The sequence below is a fragment of the Occultella aeris genome, from assembly GCF_902703175.1.
Taxonomy (GTDB): Bacteria; Actinomycetota; Actinomycetes; order Actinomycetales; family Beutenbergiaceae; genus Occultella; species Occultella aeris.
This window is the reverse complement of record NZ_CACRYJ010000058.1, coordinates 153415-179145: the sequence shown is the minus strand read 5'-3', so window position 1 is coordinate 179145 and position 25731 is coordinate 153415. Positions and strand designations below refer to the sequence as shown.

General features: G+C 71.6%; 23 protein-coding genes and 1 pseudogene. 19 read left to right on the top strand and 5 right to left on the bottom strand.

Annotated features, from left to right (window positions below; genetic code table 11):
• Positions 1-102 precede the first annotated feature (102 nt).
• Positions 103-1236: a substrate-binding domain-containing protein gene (locus tag HALOF300_RS19970; protein ID WP_197522697.1), complete on the top strand. Its 1134-nt coding sequence runs from the start codon at positions 103-105 to the stop codon at positions 1234-1236.
• A 7-nt stretch (positions 1237-1243) separates the two neighbouring features.
• Here the strand turns inward: HALOF300_RS19970 and HALOF300_RS19965 are convergent, their stop codons facing one another.
• The 5 genes from HALOF300_RS19965 to HALOF300_RS19945 are packed head-to-tail and all read right to left on the bottom strand — an operon-like array spanning position 1244 to position 6853.
• Entirely contained in the window at positions 1244-2485 is a 1242-nt protein-coding gene (locus HALOF300_RS19965) for a CehA/McbA family metallohydrolase (protein WP_156742646.1), read from the bottom strand.
• A 2-nt stretch (positions 2486-2487) separates the two neighbouring features.
• Positions 2488-3561 carry an ABC transporter ATP-binding protein gene (locus tag HALOF300_RS19960; RefSeq protein WP_156742645.1) on the bottom strand — a complete coding sequence of 358 codons (1074 nt, stop codon included), beginning with the start codon at positions 3559-3561 and terminating at the stop codon, positions 2488-2490.
• On the bottom strand, positions 3561-4463 hold the full coding sequence (locus tag HALOF300_RS19955; RefSeq protein ID WP_231955637.1) for a carbohydrate ABC transporter permease: 903 nt from the start codon (positions 4461-4463) through the stop codon (positions 3561-3563). Before HALOF300_RS19955 ends, HALOF300_RS19960 begins: the two co-directional genes overlap by 1 nt.
• Entirely contained in the window at positions 4460-5404 is a 945-nt protein-coding gene (locus HALOF300_RS19950; protein WP_231955636.1) for a carbohydrate ABC transporter permease, read from the bottom strand. Before HALOF300_RS19950 ends, HALOF300_RS19955 begins: the two co-directional genes overlap by 4 nt.
• Before the next feature lie 33 nt (positions 5405-5437).
• Positions 5438-6853 carry an extracellular solute-binding protein gene (locus tag HALOF300_RS19945; RefSeq protein ID WP_156742644.1) on the bottom strand — a complete coding sequence of 472 codons (1416 nt, stop codon included), beginning with the start codon at positions 6851-6853 and terminating at the stop codon, positions 5438-5440.
• Between the two features lie 261 nt (positions 6854-7114).
• On the opposite strand from HALOF300_RS19945, the gene smc reads away from it, so the two are divergent.
• The 18 genes and pseudogenes from smc to HALOF300_RS27400 all read left to right on the top strand — a co-directional run bounded on the left by smc (position 7115) and on the right by HALOF300_RS27400 (position 25638).
• Positions 7115-10708 carry a chromosome segregation protein SMC gene (gene smc / locus HALOF300_RS19940; RefSeq protein WP_156742643.1) on the top strand — a complete coding sequence of 1198 codons (3594 nt, stop codon included), beginning with the start codon at positions 7115-7117 and terminating at the stop codon, positions 10706-10708.
• Positions 10709-10804: 96 nt separating this feature from the next.
• The gene (locus HALOF300_RS19935) at positions 10805-11104 is read left to right on the top strand and encodes a hypothetical protein (RefSeq protein WP_156742642.1); all 300 of its coding nucleotides are present in this window, start codon (positions 10805-10807) and stop codon (positions 11102-11104) included.
• 57 nt (positions 11105-11161) lie between these two features.
• Positions 11162-12370, top strand: a complete 1209-nt coding sequence (gene ftsY, locus HALOF300_RS19930; RefSeq protein WP_156742641.1) for a signal recognition particle-docking protein FtsY — start codon at positions 11162-11164, stop codon at positions 12368-12370.
• Positions 12371-12557: 187 nt separating this feature from the next.
• The gene (locus HALOF300_RS19925) at positions 12558-13808 is read left to right on the top strand and encodes an ammonium transporter (RefSeq protein WP_156742640.1); all 1251 of its coding nucleotides are present in this window, start codon (positions 12558-12560) and stop codon (positions 13806-13808) included.
• Positions 13805-14143, top strand: a complete 339-nt coding sequence (locus tag HALOF300_RS19920) for a P-II family nitrogen regulator (RefSeq protein ID WP_154793537.1) — start codon at positions 13805-13807, stop codon at positions 14141-14143. The genes HALOF300_RS19925 and HALOF300_RS19920 overlap by 4 nt, the downstream gene beginning before the upstream one ends.
• A 5-nt stretch (positions 14144-14148) precedes the next feature.
• Positions 14149-15936 carry a [protein-PII] uridylyltransferase family protein gene (locus tag HALOF300_RS19915; RefSeq protein WP_156742639.1) on the top strand — a complete coding sequence of 596 codons (1788 nt, stop codon included), beginning with the start codon at positions 14149-14151 and terminating at the stop codon, positions 15934-15936.
• A gap of 100 nt (positions 15937-16036) precedes the next feature.
• A complete protein-coding gene (ffh, locus tag HALOF300_RS19910; RefSeq protein ID WP_156742638.1) occupies positions 16037-17632 on the top strand; it encodes a signal recognition particle protein in 1596 nt (531 codons plus the stop codon).
• Positions 17633-17645: 13 nt separating this feature from the next.
• Positions 17646-18833: an amidohydrolase family protein gene (locus tag HALOF300_RS19905; RefSeq protein WP_156742637.1), complete on the top strand. Its 1188-nt coding sequence runs from the start codon at positions 17646-17648 to the stop codon at positions 18831-18833.
• Between the two features lie 213 nt (positions 18834-19046).
• Complete coding sequence (locus HALOF300_RS19900) at positions 19047-19451, top strand: GntR family transcriptional regulator (protein WP_156742636.1); 405 nt, start codon at positions 19047-19049, stop codon at positions 19449-19451.
• Positions 19448-20326, top strand: coding sequence for an ATP-binding cassette domain-containing protein (locus tag HALOF300_RS19895; protein ID WP_156742635.1), 879 nt, complete (start codon positions 19448-19450; stop codon positions 20324-20326). The genes HALOF300_RS19900 and HALOF300_RS19895 overlap by 4 nt, the downstream gene beginning before the upstream one ends.
• Entirely contained in the window at positions 20323-20997 is a 675-nt protein-coding gene (locus tag HALOF300_RS19890) for a hypothetical protein (protein ID WP_156742634.1), read from the top strand. The genes HALOF300_RS19895 and HALOF300_RS19890 overlap by 4 nt, the downstream gene beginning before the upstream one ends.
• Positions 20994-21923, top strand: coding sequence for an ABC transporter ATP-binding protein (locus HALOF300_RS19885; RefSeq protein ID WP_156742633.1), 930 nt, complete (start codon positions 20994-20996; stop codon positions 21921-21923). Before HALOF300_RS19890 ends, HALOF300_RS19885 begins: the two co-directional genes overlap by 4 nt.
• Positions 21920-22720: an ABC transporter permease gene (locus HALOF300_RS19880; protein WP_156742632.1), complete on the top strand. Its 801-nt coding sequence runs from the start codon at positions 21920-21922 to the stop codon at positions 22718-22720. The genes HALOF300_RS19885 and HALOF300_RS19880 overlap by 4 nt, the downstream gene beginning before the upstream one ends.
• A 247-nt stretch (positions 22721-22967) precedes the next feature.
• Positions 22968-23450, top strand: coding sequence for a 30S ribosomal protein S16 (rpsP, locus tag HALOF300_RS19875; protein WP_154796622.1), 483 nt, complete (start codon positions 22968-22970; stop codon positions 23448-23450).
• Entirely contained in the window at positions 23450-23689 is a 240-nt protein-coding gene (locus tag HALOF300_RS19870) for an RNA-binding protein (RefSeq protein WP_156742631.1), read from the top strand. Before rpsP ends, HALOF300_RS19870 begins: the two co-directional genes overlap by 1 nt.
• 135 nt (positions 23690-23824) lie before the next feature.
• Positions 23825-24385 (top strand): ribosome maturation factor RimM, encoded by a 561-nt coding sequence (gene rimM / locus HALOF300_RS19865; RefSeq protein WP_231955635.1) that lies wholly within the window; start codon positions 23825-23827, stop codon positions 24383-24385.
• A pseudogene (gene trmD, locus HALOF300_RS27405) lies at positions 24382-25155 on the top strand (tRNA (guanosine(37)-N1)-methyltransferase TrmD); the annotation flags it as partial. The gene rimM and the pseudogene trmD, both read left to right, overlap by 4 nt.
• Positions 25129-25638: a GNAT family N-acetyltransferase gene (locus tag HALOF300_RS27400; RefSeq protein ID WP_231955648.1), complete on the top strand. Its 510-nt coding sequence runs from the start codon at positions 25129-25131 to the stop codon at positions 25636-25638. The pseudogene trmD and the gene HALOF300_RS27400, both read left to right, overlap by 27 nt.
• Positions 25639-25731: the final 93 nt, after the last annotated feature.

Here is a 25731-nt window from a genome sequence, read left to right as displayed (position 1 = left end):
AGCCGATGCGTCGTTACATCGGTCGGCGCTCAGCGTCGCCCCACGCGATCGGCCCGGTCCAGCCGTGGCGGAGAAACGATCAGAACCGGTCACGTTGCGATGATGCCCCCGACCGGCTATTCCTTGGGGGTGCTCACCGAGGAACGCCGCGCCCGCATCGCTGCGGAGCTCCAGGTCAGCGGCGCCGTGGAGGTTCGCGAACTCGCCGAGCGGTTCGACGTCAGCGTGATCACGATCCGGCGCGACCTTGCGTCCGTGGTCGCCTCCTCGCCGCCGTCACGCCGGGTGCGCGGTGGCGCGGTTCGCGAACCCGCCGGGGCGGCTCCGGAGCGGTCGCGTGCTCGCAGCGCTCGCAGTCCTCGCGAGACGGCTCACGACGGCGAGGGTGCCCTGGTCGGGATCGTCGTGCCTGCGCGGGACTACTACTACCGCGCCGTCGTGGACGGCGCCCACGACGAGGCGGACCGGCTCGGGCTCCGGCTGCTGCTCGGGGTGTCCGACTACTCGAGACAGGACGAGGTGACCCTGGTCGAGCGGATGCTCGCGCGCGGCGTGGACGCCCTGCTCGTCACGCCGGCCCGGACCCAGTCCGCCGATGCCCGCATCTACCGCCTGCTTGCCGACGCCCGGGTGCCGGTGGTGCTGATCGAGCGCGAGGTGCCCGATCCGTTCTCCGGCATCGAGTCCGTGCACACCGACCACGCGCTCGGGATGGCCGCGGCGATGCGCCACCTCATCGCCCTCGGACACCGCAGGATCGGACTCGCCATGCGCCCGCGCAATCCCACCGGACCGTGGCTGCGGGCCGGGATGGCGCTCGCGCGCGACGAGGCGGGCCCGTCGGTCCAGACGTTCGAGCACACCGTCGGCCCGGGCACCGGCGAGGAGTACACCCGGAGTCTGCGTGAGGTGCTGGAGTCGGTTCGCGCGGCCGGCGAGAGCGCGATGGTGGTGCTCTCCGACCACGAGGCCGTCGACCTCGCCGACGCCGCACCGGCGGCGGGCCTGCGGGTCCCACAGGACCTGGCGATCGTCGCCTACGACGACGAGCGGGCAGCGGACGCCACGGTTCCACTCACGGCCGTCGCGCCGCCCAAGCGCGATCTCGGGCGTCTCGCCGTGCGGATGTGCGCCGACCGGTTCGCGGAGCGGGACGCACCGGCCGAGCGGGCCCTGAGCCCGCGCCGTCAGGTGCTGCTGCCGACGCTGCGGGTGCGCGCGTCCACGACGACCTGAGTGACGCTCAGGCGCAGATCGCCAGCACCCGCCGGTCCGGGTCCTCGAGGCGGTACGGCCCAGTACCCCAGGACGAGGCGACCGTGACCGACGGACCGGTGACCCGCCGTCTGGCGCCTTCGATGTCGACGAGCACCGAGCCCTCGGCCGACAGGGCGACCAGGTCCGCACCGAGCCGCAGCAGCATCGGGGTGTGCAGCGGGTCCGGGGTGGCGTCCGGGCGCACCCCGACGCTGATCGAGGTCCGGCCGGCCTGCACGCCCGCGAGGATCGCCTCCGGCGTGTTCTCCGTCGCGGCAACCCACGTGGTCGGCGTGCCGAGCGTCCAGCCCTGACCGGGCTTGTGGAAGTCCGATCCGCCGATCGGAACCACGTCGCCCCAGCGTGCCCAGAACGCCCATGGGAACGTGGCGGTCAGGTCCCGGAACCACGAGATGTGCCACAGTTCCAGCGCGCGCGGCAGGGTGGTGAGCGGGTGCTGCCAGGCGCAGTCGCCGTCGACGGCGTGGTTCACCGAGAGCACGCCACCGCGAGCGGCGACCTCGTGCACCCACCGCTGCGCGCTCTCGCGGAAGTCGATCCAGCCGATGTCCCCGAACGCGTTCGCGTGCCCGCGGGCGGTGGTGACCTCCTGGCCCGGGAGCAGGGTCACCGAGTGCCGGGCGCCGACGCCGGGAAGGTGCGGGTGGTGGCTGGTCGTGTTGTGGTCGGTGACCGCGAGGAAGTCGAGCCCCGCGGCGGAGGCGCGGGCGGCGAGCTGGTCGATGCTCTCCGCGCCGTCGGAGTGCAGGGTGTGGGCGTGGAAGTCGCCCGCGAACCAGGTCAGGCCGTCCGGTGCGGGTAGGCCGCGGGTGGACCCGCGCGGCGGGCCCTGCTCGACGGCGGCAGCCGGTTCGCTCTCGACGGCACCGGTCGCGGGGGCGTCGACCTCGAGCACGACGTCCAGGCCCGCGCCGGGCAGTTGGTGCAGACCGAGGATCACGTGCCACTCGCCGGTCTCCAGCTCGCCGGGCAGATACCCGGGCGTGGCCGCGGTGGGTGTGATCACGAACCGGCTCCGTGCGCCGCCGGACCAGCCGCGCCACCCGGCCGGGCCCTCGCAGCCGAGGTCCAGCACGCCGGCCGAGGTGTCGTAGGACAACCGGACCTCCACCGAGTCCGACCCCGGCGGCAACTCGAAGGCGACCGGCAGGTACCGGTTCTCGATCTGGTCGTCGATGGTCAGGTGGAGCCGGTGGGTGGTGGTCACGCTCAGCCGATCAGGTCGGTGGTCTCGGAGTCGAACAGCAGGCTACGTCGGGGGGTGGCGAGGACCCAGCCGCGGTCACCGGGTGCGGGCTCGTCGTCCTCGTCCAGGACGAGCTGCATCCTGGTCTCGCCGCTGTGCGCCGAGACCAGCACCGACGCCCCGAGGTTCTCGATGACACTCACCTCGGCCTCGATGCCGCCCTCGACCGGCGTGGTCGACCACTTCAGGTACTCCGGGCGGGCGCCCCAGACCACAGTGGCGCCGTCGCGGACCCGGCCCTGCGCACCGGCCGGCAACGGCACCGGTGCCCCGGCGACCCGGACCGCGCCGTCGACCGTCTCCGCCTCGACCAGGTTCATCGGCGTGGACCCGATGAACCCCGCGACGAACGTGTTCACCGGACGGGAGAACACCTCCCGCGGCGTGCCCACCTGCTGCAGCCGGCCCGCCTTCATGACCGCGATCCGGTCGGCGAGGGCGAGCGCTTCCGCCTGGTCGTGGGTCACGAACACCGTGGTGACGCCGAGCTCGCGCTGGAGCTCCTTCAGGAAGGTGCGCGCCTCCAGGCGCAGCCGGGCGTCCAGGTTGGACAGCGGCTCGTCCAGGAGCAGCACCTCCGGGCGGGTCGCGACGGCGCGGGCGAGCGCGACCCGCTGCTGCTGCCCACCGGAGAGCTGAGCCGGCCGGCGCTGCATCAGCCCGTTCAGCGACAGCCCATTGCCCACCTCCGTGGCCGTCTCGCGGCGGGGTGTCTTACCGACCCGCTTGATCTTCAAGGGATAGGCGATGTTGTCCGCCACGTCCATGTGCGGGAAGAGCGCGTAGTCCTGGAACACCATGGCCACGCCCCGCTCACCCGGTTCGAGGTCGGTGACATCCCGGTCGCCGATCTGCAGGGCGCCCTCGGTGATCGACTCGAGGCCCGCGATCGACCGGAGCAGGGTGGTCTTGCCGCAGCCGGACGGGCCGAGCAGCGCGAAGAACTCGCCGTCGGCGATGGTGACGTCGACGCCGTCGACACCGCGGACCCCGCCCGGGTACTCCTTGACCAGAGCGGTGGTGGTGATGGTTGCCATCAGGACTTGATCCCTCCGTGGAACCGGAATCCGTACCGGCGGTTGACGAGGAAGTACATCGCGATCACCGGGACGGAGAACACGAGCGAGAAGGCCGAGAGCAGGCGCAGGTCCGGCTGCCCGCCCTCGGTGTAGAAGGTGTACATCAGCACGGCCGCCGGCTGGGACTCCGGGGTCCGCAGCAGCAGGAACGGCACCAGGAAGTTGCCCCAGACCTGGACCACCGTCCAGACCGCCACGAACGCCAGCCCAGGACGGGCCGTGGGCACCACCACATGGGTGAGGATCTGCAGCGGGCTCGCCCCGTACAGCCGCGCGGACTCCTCGTAGGACTTCGGGATCGAGTCCATGAAGTCCTTGAGGATGAAGATGACGGTCGGCAGCACGCCGCCGGCGAGCACCAGGATCACCCCGATCTGGGTGTTGATCAGCCCGATCTGGGTGATCAGCTGGAATGTCGGCACCATCGCCGCGGTGCCGGTGACGATCGAGGAGAGCAGCAGCAGCGCGTACAGCAGCCCGTCCCGGCCCGGGATCCGCACCCGGGACAGCGCGTACGCGGCGAGCGAGCCGAGGGTGAGCACCAGGGCCATGGTGCCCAGGCCGAGGATGAGCGAGTTGCGCAGCGAACCGAGGGCGTAGCGGTTCTCGGCGATCCGGGCGAAGTTCGCCATGGTCCAGTCCGGCCAGCCGACCGTGAGGGACGGATCGGCGTCGAACGGGGCGGTCACCAGCCACAGCATCGGCAGCGCGAAGAACGTGAGCACCAGGCCCATCGCGACCACGAACAGCACGCGGGACAGGTAGTGCCGGATCATCCGGCGGCCCAGCGACGGTGGGGGCGTGAGCGGGCGGAGGGCCGGTGCGTCGGCCGCCTGCGGCAGCACGGGTTCGCCGGTCACTTCGAACCTCCCGAGGCGGCCCGGGCCACACGCAGGTAGCCGAGCGCGATGACGAGGTTGATCAGCAGCATGATCAGCGAGATCGCGGCACCCATGCCCAACTGCCCGCCGGGGATCGCGGTCGTGTAGATGTACACGGCGAGGATCGCCGACTCGTCGCGCGGGCCACCGGCGGTGAGCAGGTACGGCGTGAAGGTGTTGAACGTCCACAACGTGATGAGCAGCGTGTTCGTCAGGATGTGCCCGCGGATGTTCGGCAGCACGACGTCGCGCAGCTGCTGCCAGGAGCCGGCGCCGACCATCCGGGCACTCTCGATCTGCGAGGGCGGCACCGCGGCGAGCGCGGAGGAGAACAGCAGCATCGAGAAAGCCGTGCCCACCCACACGTTGAACACGATGATGCTCACCATCGGGTACTCGATCAGCCAGGCGGTGCCCTCGGTGCCGAGCAGCGCGTTCAGCGTGCCGGTGCGCCGGTCGAGCAGCGCCAGCCACAGGAACGACGCCACGGACGCCGGGATCACCCAGGCGGCGAGGACGAGGGCCTCGATGACCGACTTCACCCACCCCCGCACGTGCCGCAGCGCCCACGCTATCGAGAACCCGAGCAGGGTCTGTCCGATCACGCCGGAGACCAGCACGAAGATCAGGGTGAGCCACAGTGAGTGCCAGAACGCGTCGTCGGTGAGCGCGCTGGCGAAGTTGTCCAGGCCCACGAACTCCGGGTTCGCGGCCGCGAGGCCGGTGAGCCGGTAGTTCGTCATACCCAGGTAGATGGTCCAGACCGCCGGGAAGACCAGGAACAGGCCGATCAGGGCCAGCGCCGGTGCCACGAACACGCCCGCCCGGAGCCGCCCGAGTCCCGCGACGTCGTCCGCGCGTCGTCGACGACCCGGCGGGCGGCGGGGCCGTGGCCCCGCCGCCGCGTCGATCGCGCTCACCGCGCCGGCCGGTGTCGGCCCGGGAGGTGAGCGTCAGCCATTGTCGACGTTCTCCTCCCCGACGATGCCGGCGACGGCGTCCGCGTAGTTCGCGAGGGCGTCGTCGACCGGGTCTCCGGCCACCACGGCCTCGGTGGCCTCCTGCAGCGCCAGCGAGACCTCCGGGTAGGCGGCCAGGCCGGGCCGGTAGGCCGTGATCGGCAGCACCTCGTCGCTGACGAACGTCAGCATCGGGTCGCTGGCGAGCAGCTCGGCGTTGACGTCCGCTCGCGGGGTGATGTTCAGCCCGTCCACGGCGCGGGCCTCGTAGGCCTCCGCTGAGTTCATGAACGCGAGCAGCTCCCAGGCGAGCTCGGGGTTGTCGCTGTTCGGATTCAGCACCCGGCCGGTCCCGCCGGACATCGACACGAAGTCCTGCCCGTTGATGCCGCTGCCGGGCTCCTGCGCCGGAATCTGTGTGTACCCGACGACCTCGTCGCGGTTCGCCATCGGTGCGGTCCCCACGCCCTCGGCCGGATTGATGACCGAGCGCCAGAAGTAGTCACCCTCGAGCAGGATGCCGATCTCCCCAGCGGCGAACTGTGCGAACGAGGTGTCCCGGCCCGCGGCCTCCTGCTGGAGCACGGCGTCGCCGAGCTGCTCGTCGACGTAGATGGTGCGGTAGAACTCGAGCACGTCACGCAGTTCGTCGGTACCGCCGATCCACTGGTCGTCGCGATAGACCTCGGCCCCGGTGCCGACCAGCAGCGGCAGCAGTCCCTGCATGGTGGTCGCTTCGCCCATGGCCGTGCCCGCGTTGATCTGCAGCGGGATCGGGACCCCTGACTCGGCCAGTGCCCGGCTGGCCTCGAGCACCTCCTCCCAGCTGGTCGGCTGCCAGTCCTCGGGTAGCCCGGCCGCGGCGAACAGGTCCTTGTTGAAGTAGAGCACCCGCCCGTCCGCGCCCTGGGGGATGCCGTACCGCTCGCCGTTGAACGAGAGCGCGTTCTGCACCGCGTCCGAGATCTGGTCCCAGCCCTCCCACTCGTCGACGCCCGAGCCGCCGACGGCGCTGAGCGGCTGGATGTAGCCGGCCTCGGCGAACTCGCCGACCCAGATCCCGTCCATGCCGATGATGTCGGCGCCGCCGCCGGACTGCAGGTCGAGTGAGATCTTCGTCTTGTAGTCCTCGTCGTCGACGCCCTGCGGCTCGAACACCACCGTGACGTCCCTGCCATCGGCGGCCATGGCCGCCTCGAACTCCGGGATCACCCAGTCCTCGATCCAAGCCGCCTCGGCGGCGTTCTTGCCGCCGGCGATGGCGTTCAGGGTGATGGTGAGGGTGACCGGGCCGTCACTGCCCTCGCCACCGCCGTCGGTCGGATCGTCCGACCCGTCGTTGCCGCAGGCGCCGAGCAACAGGGCCGCCGTGGCCGTGCCGGCGATGATCGCTGCCAACTTCCTTCTCATGCTGGATCCTCCGGGAATCGCCCACGACGCGCAGGCATCGTGGGACGGACGTGGATGATGTCGTTCGATGAAGGGCGAATCCCGCGTCGGCATGACGATGCCGCCCCTGTGGGTTCCCCGTGGTGACGCATGTGCGTTTCGGTCCTCCCCGACCGTGGTATGTCCATATGTCCGGACGAAGTCGACTCTAGGGCGTCGGGTGCGCGGGGTCTAGGGGTGCGCCTCCCTGGCGGGACCCGGCCCCGGCGCTAGGCTGCTGGGGTGCACCTGAAGACGCTGACCCTGCGAGGATTCAAGTCCTTCGCGTCGGCGACCACGCTCCACCTCGAACCGGGCATCACCTGTGTGGTCGGGCCGAACGGCTCGGGCAAGTCGAACGTGGTGGACGCCCTGTCCTGGGTGATGGGGGAGCAGGGCGCGAAGACCCTGCGCGGCGGCAACATGGCGGATGTCATCTTCGCCGGCACCTCCTCCCGTCCGCCCCTGGGCCGGGCCGAGGTGTCCCTGACCATCGACAACGCCGACGGCGCCCTGCCGATCGAGTACTCCGAGGTCACCATCTCGCGGACGCTGTTCCGCAACGGCGGCTCCGAGTACGCCATCAACGGCTCGAGCTGCCGGCTCCTGGACATCCAGGACCTGCTCTCGGACTCCGGGCTCGGCCGCGAGATGCACGTGATCGTCGGGCAGGGGCGCCTCGACTCCGTGCTCTCCGCCAGCCCGGAGGAGCGCCGCGGCTTCATCGAGGAGGCGGCCGGGGTCCTCAAACACCGCAAGCGTAAGGAGAAGGCGCTCCGCAAGCTCGAGGCGATGGCCGCGAACCTGGCCCGGGTGAGCGACCTCACCACCGAGATCCGCCGTCAGCTCGGCCCGCTGGCGAAGCAGGCCGACGTCGCGCGCCGGGCCCAGGTGGTCCAGGTGGACCTGCGCGACGCCCGCGCCCGGCTGCTCGCCGACGACCTCGTCCAGCTCACCTCCACCCTCGCGCAGGAGGTCGCCGACGAGACGGCGCTGCGTGCCAAGCGGGCCGAGGTGGAGGCCGCGCAGCAGCAGGCCCGGGCCCGGCTCACGGACCTGGAGCAGGCCGCGGCGGCCGCCGCGCCGCACCTGTCCGACGCCACCGAACAGTGGTACCGGCTCTCCAGCCTGCGCGAGCGGCTGCGCGGCACGCACACGCTCGCCGCCGAGCGCTGCCGCCTCCTCGGCGGACCGGTCGAGGAGGAGCAGAGCCGCCGGGACCCGGACGATCTCGACGCCCAGGCCCGCCGGGCCAGGCAGGCCGAGGCGGACCTGGATGCCGAGATCGGCAAGGCCCGCGCCGACCTCGAGTCCGCGACCAGCGAACGGCGGTTCGCGGAGGAGAAGGCGGCCGTGGCCGAACGGGCGCTCGCGGCGGTGCACCGCGGCGTCGCGGACCGGCGGGAGGGCCTCGCCCAGCTCACCGGCCAGGTCGGCGCCCGGCGCAGCCGGCTCGAGGCGACCGAGGCGGAACTGCAACGCCTGCGCGCGAACCTGGACTCCGCCGTCGAGCGGGCCGAGACCGCGCAGCAGGCCTTTGCCGCCCTGGAACAGCAGGCGGTCGGCGCTCAGGAGGGTGAGGAGGGTCTCGACGAGGCACACGAGGCTGCCCTCGCCGCTCTCGAGGCCGCCACCGAGAAGGTTCGCGAGCTGCAGGAGGAGGAGCGGGAGGCCGAGGGTGCCCGTGCCACCTGGACCGCGCGACGCGATGCCCTCGACCTGTCCCTGACCCGCAAGGACGGCACCGGCTCGCTGCTCGAGGGGAGTCCGGTGCCGGGCGTGCTCGGCTCGCTCGCCGACGTGCTCACCGTCGAACCCGGCTTCGAGAACGCGATCGCCGCGGCGCTCGGTCCGCTCGCCGACGCGGCCGCCGTCGAGTCCGTCGAGGTCGCTGTCGACGCGCTCCGGCACGTTCGCGAGCAGGACGCCGGCCAGGCCCGGCTCGCGATCGCGGCACGGCCAGACGGCGCCGGCTCGCAGACGTCCCGGAGTGAGGCGCCCGGCGGTGGTCGGTGGGCGGGTGACCTCGTCCGGGTCGAGGGTCCGATGGCGCCGACCGTGGCCCGGCTGCTGCGCGGGGTCGTGGTCGTCGAGGACCTGCGCTCGGCCCGGGCGGCGCTGGCCGGCGCCGGTGACCACGAAGGGACCGGCGGCGCCGGACTCGTCGTGGTCACCAGTGACGGCGACGTGCTCAGCCACACCGACGCGCGTGGTGGCAGCGCCGGTGGTCCGAGCGTGCTCGAGGTGCACGCCGCCCGCGAGGAGGCGCAGACCGAGCTCACGGCCGCGATCGCCCGGGCCGAGCAGACCCGGTTCGCGCTCGGCCCGGCGAAGCAGGCACAGGCGGAGGCCAAGGCCGAGTCGGACCTCACCCTGAACGCGCTGCACGACTCCGACGCCCAGCTCGCCGCGGTCTCCGAGAAGCTCGGCCAGCACGGGTCCGCACTCCGGGCCGCCACCGCCGAGGCCGAGCGGGCCCGGCCGGCCATCGAGGCAGCCGAGGCCAAGCGGACCACGTACGCCGCCGAGCTGGCGGAGATCGCCGAACGGCTCCAGCACGCCCAACGCGAACCGGACCAGGCCGCGACGGACCTGGAGGGTGCCACCGCCGCACGGGACGAGACCGCGGCCGCGGCCACAGCCACCCGTGCGAAGGAGACCGACGCGCGGCTCGTGCTGCGCACCGTGGAGGAGCGGGTCCGGGCGATCTCCGGTCGCGCCGAGTCCCTCGAGCGCGCTGCGAAGGCGGAGCGGCACGCGCGCGAGGTCGCCGCCCAGCGCGCCCGACGCCGCGCCGAACAGTCCCGGGTGGCAGCCGCAGTGCGGGCCGGTGCGGCCCGCGCGCTCGAGCAGATCGAGTCATCCCTTGCCCTCGCCCACACCCAGCGGCAGCAGGCCGAGGACGCCCGCGCCCAACGGGATGCGGAGCTGACCACCGTCCGAGCGGACCTGGACGAGCTGTCCAGGCAGTACTCCGAACTCACCGACGTCGTGCACCGCGACGAGGTGGCCCGGGCCCAGCAGAAGCTGCGGATCGAGCAGTACGAGCAGCGCGCCGTCGAGGAGCTGGGGCTGGACCCGCAGGTGCTCGTCGCCGAGTACGGACCGGACCAGCTGGTTCCGGCCGTTCCCGCGCCGGGCACGCCGGAGGACGAAGTGCCCGAGCCGCACCCGTACGTGCGCGCCGAGCAGGAGAAGCGGCTGCGCGCGGCCGAGCGGGCGCTGTCCCTGCTCGGGCGGGTGAACCCGCTCGCTCTCGAGGAGCATGCCGCGCTCGAGGAGCGGCACCGGTTCCTCACCGAACAGCTGAACGACCTGAAGAAGTCCCGAGCGGACCTCCTCGAGATCGTCAAGGAGATCGACGAGCGGGTCGAGCGGGTGTTCACCGAGGCGTACCGGGACACGGCCGAACAGTTCGAGGGCGTCTTCTCCCGGCTGTTCCCCGGCGGGGAGGGCCGGCTCATCCTCACCGACCCGGAGAACATGCTCACCACCGGCATCGAGGTCGAGGCCCGCCCACCGGGCAAGAAGGTCAAGAGGCTCTCGCTGCTCTCCGGTGGTGAGCGTTCGCTGACCGCCGTGGCCCTCCTGGTCGCGATCTTCAAGGCCCGGCCGAGCCCGTTCTACGTCATGGACGAGGTGGAGGCCGCGCTCGACGACGTGAACCTCGGTCGCCTGCTGGACATCTTCCGAGAACTGCAGGAGGACTCGCAGCTCATCGTGGTCACCCACCAGAAGCGCACCATGGAGATCGCGGACGCCCTGTACGGGGTCACCATGCGCGGCGACGGCGTCACGACCCTGATCAGTCAGCGGCTGCACGAGAACGTCGGATGAACGCCGCGCGACGTGTGAGTGAGGTCATGGTCACGATCCGGTGACGACCCGGCGAGTCCGGGCCGACCGGGTCCCGGCGCGGGTGATACTCACGTGGTGATGGATGCAATGGTCGTGGTCGCAATCGGCGTGATCCTCGCCGTCGTCGTGGCGGCTGTCCTGGTGCGCCGGCACGTCCCGGCCGAGGGCGTGTTCTCCTGGCTCGGCGAGTCGCTGCGGTCCGTTCGTGCGCGCGCCGTCCCTGCCGCCGAGGGCGACCTTCGGGAGCAGCGCGGGGTGGATCCCCAGCGGTCCCTGACGGTCGCCGACATCCTCGACCTCGCCGAGGACGGTCCGGCCTACCACACCCCCGTGGACCTGCGTGAGGTCATGGACCGGGCCCGCCCCGGCCGCTGACGCCCGACCCCACGCCGGGAGTGGCTCCGGACCGCCGGCGTGGGCCACACTGAGATCGTGCTCGAAGACATCTGGATCTACCTCGTCCTGGCCGTCGTGGTCATCGGCGGCGGCGCCGTCGCCCTGTTCCGGGGGCGCGGCGGCAAGCCGCGCGACCTCCCGCCGGGCTCGGGTGCGAGCGGCGGTGCCCGCTCGGGGACCGCCACGCTCGACACGGACACCGACGCTGCCGCCGGCCCGGTCGCCCCGCCCGAGGCGGACACGGACACCACGGCGCAACCCACCGCCGTCGAACCGGCCGAACCCGAGGCACCCGCGCTCGAGCACCCCGAGCCGGCCGCCGGCCGCCTGGTCCGGCTCCGGGAACGGCTGGCCCGCTCGGGTGCGCTCGGCTCGACGCTGCTGCGGCTGCTCTCCCGCGGGGACATCTCCGAGGCCGACTGGGAGGAGATCGAGGAGACCCTGCTCCTCGCCGACATCGGCGCCGGCCCCACCGACGAGCTCATGCAGGCGCTGCGGACCCGGGTCAAGGTGCTCGGCACCACCGACCCGGAGCAGGTCCGCGACATCCTCCGGGAGGAACTGCTCACCCTGGTCGACCCGGGCATGGACCGTCGGCTGGCCGCCAGCCCCGTCGTCGGCGACGACGGCGAACCGCACCCCGCCACCATCCTCATGGTCGGCGTCAACGGCACCGGGAAGACCACGACGGTCGGCAAGCTCGCCCGCCTGCTCGTGGCCGAGGACCGGGACGTGCTGCTCGGCGCCGCGGACACGTTCCGCGCCGCCGCCGCGGACCAGCTCGCCACCTGGGGCGAGCGTGTGGGGGTCCCGGTGGTCCGCTCGGACCGGGACGGCGCCGACCCCGCCGCCGTCGCCTTCGACGCCGTCAAGGCGGGTCGCGAGGCCGGCGTGGACGTGGTGCTGATCGACACGGCCGGCCGCCTGCAGAACAAGGCCGGTCTGATGGACGAGCTCGGCAAGATCAAACGGGTCGTCGCCCGGCAGGCACCGGTGGCCGAGGTGTTGCTCGTCCTGGACGCGACCACCGGGCAGAACGGGATGCGGCAGGCGCAGGTGTTCGCCGACGTCGTCGACGTCACCGGGATCGTCCTGACCAAGCTCGACGGGACCGCGAAGGGCGGCATCGTGGTGGCCGTCCAGCGTGAGCTCGGGGTGCCCGTGAAGTTCGTCGGCCTGGGGGAGGGGCCGGACGACCTCGCGCCGTTCGACCCGAAGGGCTTCGTCGACGCGCTCGTCGCCTGACCCGCCGGCGCTCCCGCCGAAGGGTGCGCGTCTCAGGATCCGGGATCCAGGTCTCGCGAAACCTGACGTTCACATCGATCGCGAATCTGTCACACGCCCGTAACACCAGCGGTGGGGCAGTGAAACGCCACTCCAAGAGTCTTCTCCACAGACCGGCCGCCCGGCCGGCGTGTGGAAAGGCGAGCGAATGGAAGAGCTCAACTACGGAGCCACGGCCTGGATGCTGACGTCGGCGTCCCTCGTGCTCCTGATGACACCCGGCCTGGCGTTGTTCTACGGCGGCATGACGCGGAGCAAGTCCGTCCTGAACATGATGATGATGTCGTTCGGCGCCATGGGTGTCATCGGCGTGATCTACGTGCTCTGGGGTTGGTCGATGTCCTACGGAGCGGACGTCGGCGGAATCTTCGGCAACCCGTTCGACCAGTTCGGGCTGGTCGGGACGATCTACGACGAGAGCGGCGAGTTCATCATCGACGGGTTCGGCGTCCCGGCGATCGTCGGCGTCGCGTTCCAGGTGACGTTCGCGATCATCACGACCGCCCTGATCAGCGGCGCCATAGCCGACCGCACCAAGTTCTCCTCCTGGATGGTCTTCGTGGCCCTCTGGGTCACCCTCTCCTACTTCCCGATGGCCCACATGGTCTGGGGCGGCGGACTCCTCTCCGGTGACGGGCCCTTCGCCGGGATCGCGGCACCGATCGACTTCGCCGGTGGCACCGTGGTCCACATCAACGCCGGTGTGGCGGGCCTCGTCCTCGCGCTCATCATCGGCAAGCGCAAGGGCTTCGGCACGGACCCGATGCGACCGCACAACCTGCCGCTGGTGATGCTCGGTGCGGCGCTGCTCTGGTTCGGCTGGTTCGGCTTCAACGCCGGCTCGGCATTCACCGCCGACGGCACCGCCGGTCTGGCCTGGGTGAACACGACGTCGGCGACGGCGGCCGCCATGTTGGGCTGGCTGCTCACCGAGCGCATCAAGTACGGCAAGGGCACGTCGCTGGGCGCCGCGTCCGGGGTCGTCGCCGGCCTGGTCGCGATCACGCCGGCCGCCGGTGCGCTGAACCCGGTCACCTCGATCGCGCTCGGCGCCATCGCCGGGGTGCTGTGCGCCCTGGCCGTGGGACTCAAGCACAAGCTCGGCTACGACGACTCGCTCGACGTGGTCGGCGTACACCTGGTCGGTGGGCTGGTCGGCACCGTCCTGATCGGAGTCTTCGCCACCGACGGAGGACTGATCTTCGGCGGCGGCTTCAACCAGCTCGCCGTGCAGATCATCATCGCGGTGGTCGCGATCGTCTTCTCCGGGGTCATCACCGCCGTCATCGGGCTCGCCATCAAGGCCACCATGGGCTGGCGGGTGCCGGAGGAGGATGAGGTCCGGGGCATCGACCTGGCCGAGCACGCCGAGACCGCCTACGAGGAGATCAACTCATGAAGCTCATCACCGCAGTGATCCAGCCGCACAAGCTGGACGACGTCAAGTCCGCTCTCGAGGCCGCGGGTGTCCGTGGCATGACCGTCAGCGAGGCCAGCGGCTACGGCCGGCAGAAGGGTCACACCGAGGTCTACCGCGGTGCCGAGTACACCGTGGACCTGGTGCCGAAGGTGCGCGTGGAGGTGCTCGTCGAGGACGGCGACGCCACCACCCTCGCCGGGGTCGTGGTCAACGCCGCCCAGTCCGGGAAGATCGGCGACGGCAAGGTCTGGGTCAGCCCCGTCGAGGACGTCATCCGGGTCCGCACCGGAGCCAGCGGTCCGGACGCCCTGTAGACGTGATGTCCGCGTCCCCAACCGGGCACGAGGAGGCCCCGCAGCCCCTGCTGCGGGGCCTCCGCCGGGCTCGGCTCGAGCACCCCACCAGCCCCGCCGGCACCCGCTACCGGCAGGCGCTCGCCGACCTCGTCGACGGCGCCCTGATCGACCTCTGGCACGACGCCGCGGAGCGCAGCGGCGTGGACGTGAGCACCGGTGTGGCACTGGCAGCGGTCGGCTCCCACGGGCGCCGGGATGCCGGCCCCACCAGCGACCTCGACCTCATGCTCGTGCACGACGGCCAGACCCACGCGTCCGAGCAGGTCGCGGCCCTCGCCGAGGCACTCTGGTACCCGATCTGGGACTCCGGGCTGGACCTGGACCACTCGGTACGGAGCCTTGCCCAATGCCGACACGTCGCGTCCGCGGACCTGCCGGCCGCCGTCGGGCTCCTCGACGTGCGCTGCCTCGCCGGAGATGCCACCGTGCTGCACCGGGCCCGCTCCGCCGTGCTCGCGGACTGGCGCTCGGCTGCTCGCCGCCGGCTGCCCGAGCTGCTGAACTCGACCCGTGCCCGCGCCGAGCGACACGGCGAGCTGGCGTACCTGACCGAGCCGGACCTGAAGGAGGCCCGCGGCGGGATCCGGGACGCCATCGTGACCTGGGCGCTCGCTGCGACCTGGCTGACCGACCGGCCACACGGGGACGTGGACGGCGCTTACGAACACCTGCTCGACGTTCGTGACGCGCTCGCCTCCGTGACGGGCCGGCACACGAACCGGCTGCTCCGGGTCCACCAGGACGACGTGGCCGCGCGGCTGGGCCACACGGACGCCGACGAGCTGCTCGCCGGGATCGCGCACTCCGCCCGCGTCGTCGCGTACTCCCTCGACACCACGGTGCGCCACGCGAAGCAGGCCCTGCGGCGGCCCTCGCTGCGGCTGCGCCCGGCGCTCGTCCGGGGTCGGCGGGTGCCGCCCCGGTTGCGCACCGTGGCCGACAACCTCGTCGAGCACGACGGTGAGCTCGTCCTCGGTATCGACGCGCGGCCCGAGGTGGATGCGGAGTTGGCGCTGCGCGCCGCGGCGACGGCGGCCCGCACCAGGCTGCCGCTGTCGCCGGTGACGATCGCCTCGCTGCAGCGCACGGTGGACCTGCCGACGCCCTGGTCGGCGTCGGCGACCGAACATCTGCTCGCGCTGCTGCGCAGCGGCGAGGCCCAGATCCCGATCTGGGAGGTGCTCGACCTGGCCGGGCTGGTCACCCGGTGGTTCCCCGAGTGGGCCGCCGTCCGGAACCGGCCGCAGCGCAGCCCGGTGCACATCTACACCGTGGACCGGCACCTGGTGCAGACCGTCGCGAACGTGCACGGCGTCACCCGCCGCGGCGAGCTCGACGACGGCGGCGACGCCGCCGACCGCGACACCGTCCTGTGGGCCGCCCTCTTCCACGACATCGGCAAGGTCGCCGGAGCGCAGGACCACAGCGAGGTCGGGGAGCGGATCGTGGGCCCGATCCTGGAACGGCTCGGCCTGCCCGAGCAGACCCGCCACGACGTGGGGCTCCTGGTGCGCCACCATCTGATCCTGGCCGAGACCGCCACTCGCGCGGACCTGGAGGACCCCGCCGTCGCCGCCCGCGTGGCCGCCGCCATGGAGAACCGCCCGGCCATGGTGCGGCTGCTGCGCGTGCTCACCGAGGCCGACGCCCGCGCCGCCGGACCCAAGGCGTGGACCGCCTGGCGGGCGCAGCTCGTGGACACCCTGAGCACGCGGGTGCTGGCCCAGCTGGCGGCTGCGCCGGGGACCTGACCGGCCCAGACCGGGGGCACCGAGCCGGGCCGCGGGCCGAAGGTCGGCGACGGGAAGATATCCTGGAAGGCAGTCCCGCCCACTCGCTTAAGGAATCCGCGTGTTCGCCAGCCTCTCCGATCGGCTCTCCGCCACCTTCAAGTCGCTACGTGGCAAGGGGCGGTTGTCCGAAGCGGACATCGAGACGACCGTCTCGCAGATCCGCCGGGCACTGCTCGACGCCGACGTCGCGGTCCCGGCGGTCCGTGCGTTCACCTCCGCCGTGCGCGAGCGGGCCACCTCGGCCGAGGTGTCGCAGGCGCTGAACCCGGCGCAGCAGATCGTCAAGATCGTCAATGAGCAGCTCATCGAGATCCTCGGTGGCGAGAGCCGCGAGCTGGCCTTCGCCAAGCACCCGCCCACCGTGATCATGCTGGCAGGTCTGCAGGGTGCAGGTAAGACGACGCTCGCCGGAAAGCTCGGCAAGTGGCTGAAGGAGGAGGGCCACACCCCGCTGCTGGTGGCCTCGGACCTGCAGCGACCCAACGCCGTCACCCAGTTGCAGGTGGTCGGCGGCCAGGCCGGCGTGCCCGTGTGGGCGCCGGAACCGGGCAACGGGGTCGGGAACCCGATCGAGGTCGCGCGCAGCGGTGTGGCGCACGCCCGGGACAAGTACTACGACGTCGTCGTCGTGGACACCGCCGGCCGCCTGGGCGTCGACGCCGAGCTGATGCAGCAGGCCGCGGACATCCGCGATGCCGTGAACCCGGACGAGATCCTGTTCGTGGTCGACGCCATGATCGGTCAGGATGCGGTCACCACCGCCCAGGCGTTCGCGGACGGCGTCGGGTTCACCGGGGTGGTGCTCTCCAAGCTCGACGGCGACGCCCGCGGTGGTGCGGCGCTGTCCATCCGGACCGTCACCGGCAAGCCGGTCCTGTTCGCCTCGACAGGGGAGAAGCTCACCGACTTCGAGCGCTTCCACCCGGACCGGATGGCCTCGCGCATCCTGGACATGGGCGACGTCCTGACCCTCATCGAGCAGGCCGAGAAGGCCTTCGACGAGGGCCAGGCCGAGGAGATGGCCAACAAGATCGCCGGCGACGGCGACTTCACGCTGCAGGACTTCCTCGGTTACATGCAGCAGATGAAGCAGCTCGGCTCGATGAAGAAGATGCTCGGCATGCTGCCTGGCATGGGTCAGATGCGCGAGCAGCTGGAGAACTTCGACGAGCGTGAGGTCGTGCGGGTCGAGGCCATGGTCCAGTCCATGACCCCGGCCGAGCGCCAGAACCCGAAGATCATCAACGGCTCCCGCCGGTCCCGGATCGCGAAGGGGTCCGGTTCCACGGTGAGCGAGATCAACGGGCTCCTGGACCGGTTCGAGCAGGCGAAGACGATGATGCGCTCGATGGCCCGGGGCGGCATGAAGGGCGGTATGCCTGGGATGGGCGGCCTGCCCGGCATGGGTGGGATGCCCGGCGGTGGGAAGAAGTCCCGTGGCCGGATGGCCCCGCCGCCCAAGCGTGGCAAGAAGGGCAAGTCCGGGAACCCGGCGAAGCGTGCGCAGCAGGAGCGGGAGGCCGCCGAGCGTGCGTCCGCCCCGGCGAACGCGCCCGCCGGGTCCGCGTTCGGGATGGGCTCGGCGGACCCGACCACGGTGGACCCCTCGGCACTCGAGCTGCCGAAGGGCTTCGAGAAGTTCCTCGGCCGCTGACGCCCCGGCCGTCATGACCTCCGCCGGTGACGTGATCGCGCTCAGCGGCACGATCGTCGCCGACGGCGAACGCGAGTACGGGCGCGCCTGGGTTCGCGACGGGCGTCTCACCCTCGGTGAGCCCGGTTCGAGCCCGACGGCGGACGTCACCATCTCCGGGTGGGTGCTGCCGGGACTGGTGGACCTGCACTGCCACCTCGGCCTCGGCCCGGACGGCGCCGTCGACGAGGCCACTACCCTGGCTCAGGCCGCGACCGACCTCGCCGCCGGGACTCTGCTCGTGCGGGACGCCGGTTCGCCCATCGACTCCCGCTGGCTGCAGCACGCCCCGGCGGGGACTCCCTCGCGGGCGCGCGATTCCGCGGCGCAACCGCCGCTTCCGGCCGCGGGACCGCGCCCTCGTGTGGACGCACCGGAGCTCATCCGGGCCGGCCACCACCTCGCCCGGCCGAAGCGGTACCTGCGCCACTACGCCACGGAACTCGACGACGTCGCCGACCTGCCCGCGGCGATGGCGGAGCAGGCCGCCTTCGGCGACGGCTGGGTCAAGATCGTGGGGGACTGGATCGACCGGGCTCGCGGGGTCGAGAGCGACCTCGAGCCACTCTGGCCGGCGGATGTGGTGGCCTCAGGCGTCGCCGCCGCGCACGGCGCCGGCGCGCGCGTCACGGTGCACACGTTCGCGACCGAGACCATCGACCCGATGCTGGACGCCGGCGTGGACTGCCTCGAACACGGGACCGGGCTGACCCAAGCCCAGATCGAGCGCGCCGCCGCCGCGGGCGTCGCGGTGGTGCCGACCCTGCTGCAGATCGACCGGTTCGCCTCGATCGCGGCCCAGGGCGAGGCGAAGTACCCGCGTTACGCGGCCCGGATGCGGGCCATGCACGCGCGGCGGTACGCCCAGGTCCGCGACCTCCACGACGCCGGGGTGCGGCTGTTCCTCGGCACCGACGCCGGCGGCACCATCGGGCACGGCCGGATCGCCGACGAGGCCGCCGAACTCGTCCGGGCCGGCCTGACCGCCGCCCAGGTGGTGGCCGCGGCCAGCTGGCTGGCCCGTGACTACCTCGGCCGCCCGGGCATCGCCGACGGCGCGCCTGCCGACGTGGTCGTCTACCCGGCCGACCCCCGCGAGGACATCGCCGTCCTGGCCCACCCGAGCGCCGTCATCCGCGCCGGGCACCTGCTCCCGCGCTGACCGCGCGCTGGCCACCCGCGCGCCAGCCGGCCGAACCACCGCGTTGGTCCCCAACCCCTCGAGGTCGTGCTGAGTTTCTGGCTGACTCGAGGCGTTGGCGACCAGGTCGACGAGCGAGCGGACCGGTCGGTGCCTCGTACCCGACCACGCCTTGACACCTCTTCGGTTCTATGGTTCATTAGTCGAGTAATGAACCAGTGAACGGAGGTAGTCGTGTTCGACGGTCGAGAACCCATCTACATCCAGATCGCGGACCAGATCCGCGGCGACATCCTCGCGGGGCACCTCGCGGAGGGAGAACAGGTGATGTCGACCACCCAGTACGCGACGACGTTCCGAATCAACCCGGCCACCGCGGCCAAGGCCTTCGCCCAGCTCGTGGATGAGGGCGTGCTCTACAAGCAACGAGGAGTCGGCATGTTCGTCGCCGAAGGGGCACCTGACCGATTGCGGGCCGGCCGTCGCGAGACGTTCCTCGAGGACCTGCTCGAGCCGGTCCTGGCCGAGGCCCGGGTCCTGGGCATCAGCACCTCGGAACTGATCCGCTGGATCGAGCGCTCCGGCGCTGCTTCCGAACTGACCACCACCACCAACAGCACCGAAGGAGAGCAGCGATGAGCGGCTTTGCCGTCTCCGTCCGCGACCTGACCGTCCGCTACGGTCGCACCACCGCCGTCGACAACGTCTCGTTCGACCTCGAACCGGACGGCATCTACGGCCTGCTCGGCCGCAACGGCTCGGGCAAGACGAGCACGCTCTCGGTGCTCGCGTCGATGCGCAGGCCCACGGCGGGCTCCGTGCTCATCGACGGCGCCGAGCCGTTCGAGAACGAACGCGTCATGGCCGGCGTCAGTCTGATCCGCGAGAGCGGCGACGTCCTCGCCAACGAGAAGATCTCGGCGAGCCTGGCCTATTACGAACAGGCCCGCCCCGCGTGGGATGCGCAGTTCGCGGACGAGCTCGTGGACGCGTTCGGGCTGAACCGGAAGAAGGCGATCAGTACGTTCTCGCGGGGGCAGCGGTCCGCGTTCGGGGCGGTGATCGGCCTTGCCTGCCGCGCACCGCTGACGATGTTCGACGAGGTGTACCTCGGCATGGACGCGCCCTCGCGGTACCGGTTCTACGACCTGCTCCTGGCCGACTACGCCGAGCACCCGCGCACGATCATCCTGTCCAGCCACCTGATCAGTGAGATCGAGCGGTTGTTCTCGGGCGTGGTCATCCTCGATGAGGGCCGGCTCCTGCTGAACGAGGAGGTGGAGGACTTCCGCACCCGCGGCGCCACGCTCACCGGCCCCACCGCGCAGGTCGACGCCGTCACCGCCGGCCTGCGGGTCGTCGCGAGCCGTTCGCTCGGCCCGACCAAGGAGGTCACCGTGTTCGGCGACCTCGACGGCGCGGCACTCGACGCCGCGCGGGCCGCGGGTGTCGCGATCGGCGGCGTCGGCGTGCAGGACCTGTTCGTCCACCTGACCGAGAAGGAGTCCCGATGACTGCCACCGCACCGCAGTGGGCCCGCGCCGCCCAGCGGATGACACGTGCCTCACTGGTATCGGTTGCCTGGTTCTGGGCCATCTGCGTGATCGCCGCAGCCGTGGTGACGCTGGTGCTCGACTGGCGGATGGGGGAGCCGCCGTTCTCGATCATGTCGACGATCCGCTACGGCGGGATCTGGTACCCGTTCTCCGTCGCCCTGATCGTGGTGACCGCCACGATCAACGTCCACGTGGCCGCTGGGATGACCCGCCGGTCCTTCGTGATCGGGGCACTGATCAGCAACGTCGTGATCGGGGTGGTCAACGGCGTCGTGATGACGGCGGTGTTGGTGATCGAACGCGGCATCTACCTGGACCAGGGCTGGTCCTTCGCGGCCACGTCCGCCGCGCCGATCCCCTCGGCGTGGGGAGTCTCCCTGGTGTTCCACTGCGTCATGTTCGTGGCCGGCGGCCTCTCCGGTGTCCTCGTCGGTCTGACCTACTACCGGTGGGGGGCCTGGGCGACCGCGGCGCTGCCACTGACGGTTCTGCCGCCCATCATCGCGAGCGGTCTCGACCCCGCCGCCCTCACGGTCGCCGTGATCGCGGCGACCACGGCCGCCACCGCCGTGGCCAGTTACGCCATGGCCCGCACCATCGCCATCCGCAAGCCATTGGAGATGTCATGACCATCGTCGTGCAGGTCGAGAACCTGCGTAAGTCCTACGGAGCCAAGACCGCCGTGGCGGACGTCAGCTTCGCCGTCGAACGGGGAGAGATCTTCGGGATCCTCGGTCGCAACGGCGCCGGCAAGACCACCACTGTGGAGACACTGGCCGGCCTGCGTCGCGCCGACGGGGGGTCGCTGTCCGTCCTCGGCATAGACCCCAGGAAGGACCCCCAGGCGATTCGGGCAGTGCTCGGCGTGCAGCTTCAGGAGGCTCGCCTGCCCGCCAAGATCACGGTCATCGAGGCCCTCGAACTGTTCGCGTCGTTCTACCCGGACCCGGCGGACCCCGAGGAGCTGATCGGCATGCTCGGCCTCGGGGAGCACCGGCGCAAGCAGTTCGCGAAGCTCTCCGGCGGGCTCAAGCAGCGGCTGTCCATCGCCCTGGCGCTCGTGGGCAGTCCGCAGGTCGCGGTCCTGGACGAGCTGACCACAGGCCTGGACCCCCAGGCCCGGCGCGACGTCTGGGACCTGGTGGAGCGGGTCCGGGACTCGGGCGTCACGATCATCCTCGTCACCCACTTCATGGACGAGGCCGAGCGGCTCTGCGACAGGCTCGTCGTGATCGACGAGGGGCGCGTGGTGGCCGCCGGCTCCCCGAAGGAGCTGATCCGTGGCGGCAGCGACGAGCGCACCTTCCGGATGCGGCTGCCCGAGGGCGCTGCGGACCCGATCGAGCTGATCGAGTCGCTCGCCGACGTCCATGCGGTCTCCACGATCGAGGACGAGCTGGAGGTGACCGGCACGACCCATGTGCTGCCCGCCGTCATCCTCGCGCTCGCCGAGGTGGGCGTCGTCCCGGACGAGATCCGAACCATGACCAGAACGCTCGAGGACGTCTTCGTGGACGTGACCGGGCACCCGGTAGAAGAGGAGCTGGCCGCATGAGTGCCACGACCGCAGTACGCACCACGTCCACGGCGCGCCCGATGCGCGGCCTGGGCGCCCTGATCGCCTCCGAGTTCCGCCTGTTCCTGCGGGATACCGGCAGCGTGGTCTTCGCCCTGCTGTTCCCCGCCGTGCTCATGGTCGGTGTCGGCTACGCCCTGCCCGGGATGCGGGACCCCATCACCGGCATGGGGCAGCCCTGGGACGGTCACCTGGCGATCCACCTGTACGTCCCGATCGCGCTGTCGTTGGCGGTCGCGACGGTCGCGCTGAGCACGCTGCCGACGCAGATCGTCACGGCGCGTGAGCTCGGCGTGCTCCGGCGCATCTCGACGACGCCGATGCGCCCGCAGGGCGTGCTGATCGCGCAGGTCGTCGTCAACCTGGTCGCGCTCGTGGCGGCCAGCCTGCTCGCCCTGGCGGCCGGGGCGCTCGCGTTCGGGATTCCGGCACCACAGTCCCCGGCCGTGGCGGTGCTCGCGTTCCTCCTCGGTGCCGCGGCAACCGCGGGAATCGGGTTGTTGATCGGGGCGCTCGTGCGGAAGGCCTCGGCGGCCGGCGGGATCGGGATGCTGATCTACTTCCCGATGCTCTTCTTCGCAGGGATGTGGACCCCCGGGCCGCTCATGCCCGACGCGGTCGCCACGATCGCTGCGTTCACGCCGCTCGGTGCGCTCAGTCAGGCGCTCAGCGCCGCCTGGTTCACCGGGGAGTTCCCGGCCCTGCAGATGGTGGTGATGGCCGCCTACATCGCAGTCCTGTACCCGCTGGCCGCGAAACTGTTCCGGTGGCAGTGACCCAGCGGCCGTGATCGTGGGCGTCACACGACACCCGGGGTGAGGCATCTCACCCCGGGTGTCGCCATGTCGCCGGGCGGGCAGGTGGAACGCACCCGTGCGGGTCTGGCAGAATGACCCGCTGTACCCGCTGGTGTTCGGCCCTCTCACCGAGCAGCCGGCGTGTCCCGAGCCCGATCCGCAGCGCCGGCCCCACTGGCGCCCTCGAACGGGCTCACCCACACATGAACCAGGAGTGACCACCACAGTGGCCGTCAAGATCCGTTTGAAGCGTCACGGCAAGATCCGGACGCCGTTCTACCGTGTTGTCGTGGCCGACTCGCGCACCAAGCGCGATGGCCGCGTGATCGAGGAGATCGGGAAGTACCACCCCACCGAGGAACCCTCCCTGATCGAGATCAACCGCGAGCGCGCGCAGTACTGGCTCGGTGTCGGCGCCCAGCCGACCGAGCAGGTCCTCGCCCTGCTCAAGGTCACCGGCGACTGGCAGACCTTCAAGGGTCTCCCGGGCGCCGAGGGCACCCTGAGGGTCAAGGAGGGGGCCGCCGAGGCCGCCGCCGCCGTCAAGGCTGCCGAGGACGAGGCCGAGCTGCGCAAGGCCAAGGCGTCCGAGGCGAAGGCCGAGAAGGCCGCCGAGGAGGCGAAGGCTGCCGCGGACGCGAAGGCCGCCGAGGCTGCCGAGGCACCTGCCGCTGAGGAGAGCGCCGACGAGCCCGAGGCCCAGGCCTGATGTTGGCCGATGCACTCGAGCACCTCGTGCGTGGCATCGTCGACCACCCCGACGACGTCGAGGTCACCTCGCGCACCCTGCGTCGCGGTGACCTGCTCGAGGTTCGGGTGAACCCCAGCGACCTCGGCCGGGTGATCGGCCGCTCCGGCCGCACCGCCCGCGCACTGCGGACCGTCATCGGTTCGCTGTCCACGTCCGGCGCCGTCCGGGTGGACGTGGTGGACGTCGACCGCCGCTGAGGCACGAGTGTCATCGAATCAGGCCCGCCCCGGCCATGCCGGGTGCGGGCCTGATCCGTATCCGGCGCCGGTCGTCTCGGTGCCACGGGCCGGACCCGTTCGCCGGGCACCGTGCCGATGCGCCATGATCGACCAGTGAACGCATCTGAGAGCCTGCTCCGGGTCGCGACGGTGGGAGGCGCGCAAGGTCTGCGCGGTGAGGTGCGACTGGCTGTGCACACGGACGATCCCCAGACGCGTCTCGCCCCGGGTACGAGCCTGCAGACCGAACCCGCCGCCGCCGGGCCGCTGACCATCGCCGACCTGAGCCACCGGAGCAAGCACTGGTACGTCCGTTTCGAGGGCGTGACCGACCGGACCGCCGCCGAGGAGATGCGTGGCGTGGTGCTGCTCGCCGAACCCCTGACCGACGTCGAGGAGGACGCGTGGTATCCCCACGAGTTGTCCGGCCTGCGCGCCGAGACCCCTGACGGCGAGACCCTGGGTGAGATCGAGGGGATCCGGCACCTCCCCGCCCAGGACGTGCTGATCCTGCGCGAGCACTCGGGCGAGCGCACCCTGGTGCCGTTCGTCCGCGCGATCGTGCCGACCGTGGACGTGGCCGGCGGCCGCGTCATCATCGACGCACCGCTCGGTCTGCTCGCCGGCTCCGACGTGCCCGACGACGCGGAACCCGGGCAGGGGGAGGACCGGTGAGCGGACGGATCGACGTCCTCACCATCTTCCCCGGTTACCTGGCGCCGCTGGAACTGTCCTTGGTGGGAAAGGCGCGCCGCGACGGGTTGCTCGAGATCGGCGTCCACGACCTGCGGGACTGGACGAGCGACCGTCACCGCACGGTGGATGACACGCCGTTCGGCGGTGGCGCCGGCATGGTGATGCGGCCGGACGTGTGGGGCGACGCGCTCGATGGCGTCCTGGTCGCCGACAGCCCGTCCCGCACCGTCCTCGTGCCGACGCCGGCGGGGGACCGGATGACCCAGGCCATGGCCGAGGAACTGGCGCTGCTGGTGTCCGCCGGCGGGCAGTTGGTGTTCGCCTGTGGTCGGTACGAGGGTATCGACGCCCGCGTGAGCGAGCACTACTCCGGCCGTGACGACGTGACCATCAGGGAGATCTCCCTCGGCGACTACGTGCTCAACGGCGGCGAGGTGGCCGCGCTCGTGGTGATCGAGGCGGTCGCGCGGCTGTTGCCCGGCGTGATCGGCAACCCCGAGTCGCTCGTCGAGGAGTCGCACGGTGCGGCAGGGCTGCTCGAGTACCCGGTGTACACCAAGCCGCCGTCGTGGCGCGGACTGGACGTGCCCGAGGTGCTGCTCTCCGGCGATCACGGCCGGATCCGGTCGTGGCGCCGCGCCCGCGCCGTGGAACGCACGGCCCGGCGCCGCCCGGACCTCATCACGGGGCAGGGCTCACCCGAGATCCGGCTCGCCCGCCCCGTGGACGCTGAGGCTATCGCCGACGTCGCCGCCCGCACGTTCCCGCTCGCCTGCCCGCCACAACTGCCCGCCGAGGACGTCCTGGCCTTCATCGAGGAGCACCTCACCGCCGTCGACTTCCGCCGCTACCTGCGTGACCGCAACCGTGACGTGCACGTGGCCGAGGTCGCCGGCGCCGTCGTCGGCTACACGATGACCGTGCACGGCGAGCCGGCGGACCCGGACGTCGCCGCCGTCGTCACCGGGCGCCCGACGGCGGAACTGTCCAAGTGCTACGTGCTGCCGGAACACCACGGGGCCGGGGTGGCCCGGGCGCTCGTCGCGGCAACGGCGGCACGGGCGCTCGAGCGCGGCGTGCACACGCTCTGGCTCGGCGTGAACCAGCAGAACGAGCGCGCGCAGCGCTTCTACCGGGCGTGCGAGTTCACCCGCGCCGGTACCAAGCGGTTCACCGTCGGGACGTACCGGGCCGACGACTACGTGATGACGCGCACACTCCGCCCCGCGTGATTTCCGCCTGCCCGGACCGTGTGGCAAACTAGGTCAGTCGCGCGGGCCGCGACGTGCTCTGCCACAGGGGAGCGCGACTTCAGCCGCCCACCA

Coding starts and splice junctions, on each gene's coding strand:
- HALOF300_RS19960 (WP_156742645.1), bottom strand. CDS start 3,561: ATGGCAACCATCACCACCACCGCTCTGGTCAAGGAGTACCCGGGCGGG.
- HALOF300_RS19920 (WP_154793537.1), top strand. CDS start 13,805: ATGAAGCTCATCACCGCAGTGATCCAGCCGCACAAGCTGGACGACGTC.
- HALOF300_RS19890 (WP_156742634.1), top strand. CDS start 20,323: ATGACTGCCACCGCACCGCAGTGGGCCCGCGCCGCCCAGCGGATGACA.
- HALOF300_RS19925 (WP_156742640.1), top strand. CDS start 12,558: ATGGAAGAGCTCAACTACGGAGCCACGGCCTGGATGCTGACGTCGGCG.
- HALOF300_RS19915 (WP_156742639.1), top strand. CDS start 14,149: ATGTCCGCGTCCCCAACCGGGCACGAGGAGGCCCCGCAGCCCCTGCTG.
- HALOF300_RS19905 (WP_156742637.1), top strand. CDS start 17,646: ATGACCTCCGCCGGTGACGTGATCGCGCTCAGCGGCACGATCGTCGCC.
- HALOF300_RS19945 (WP_156742644.1), bottom strand. CDS start 6,853: ATGAGAAGGAAGTTGGCAGCGATCATCGCCGGCACGGCCACGGCGGCC.
- HALOF300_RS19970 (WP_197522697.1), top strand. CDS start 103: ATGCCCCCGACCGGCTATTCCTTGGGGGTGCTCACCGAGGAACGCCGC.
- HALOF300_RS19870 (WP_156742631.1), top strand. CDS start 23,450: ATGTTGGCCGATGCACTCGAGCACCTCGTGCGTGGCATCGTCGACCAC.
- HALOF300_RS19885 (WP_156742633.1), top strand. CDS start 20,994: ATGACCATCGTCGTGCAGGTCGAGAACCTGCGTAAGTCCTACGGAGCC.
- HALOF300_RS19880 (WP_156742632.1), top strand. CDS start 21,920: ATGAGTGCCACGACCGCAGTACGCACCACGTCCACGGCGCGCCCGATG.
- HALOF300_RS19895 (WP_156742635.1), top strand. CDS start 19,448: ATGAGCGGCTTTGCCGTCTCCGTCCGCGACCTGACCGTCCGCTACGGT.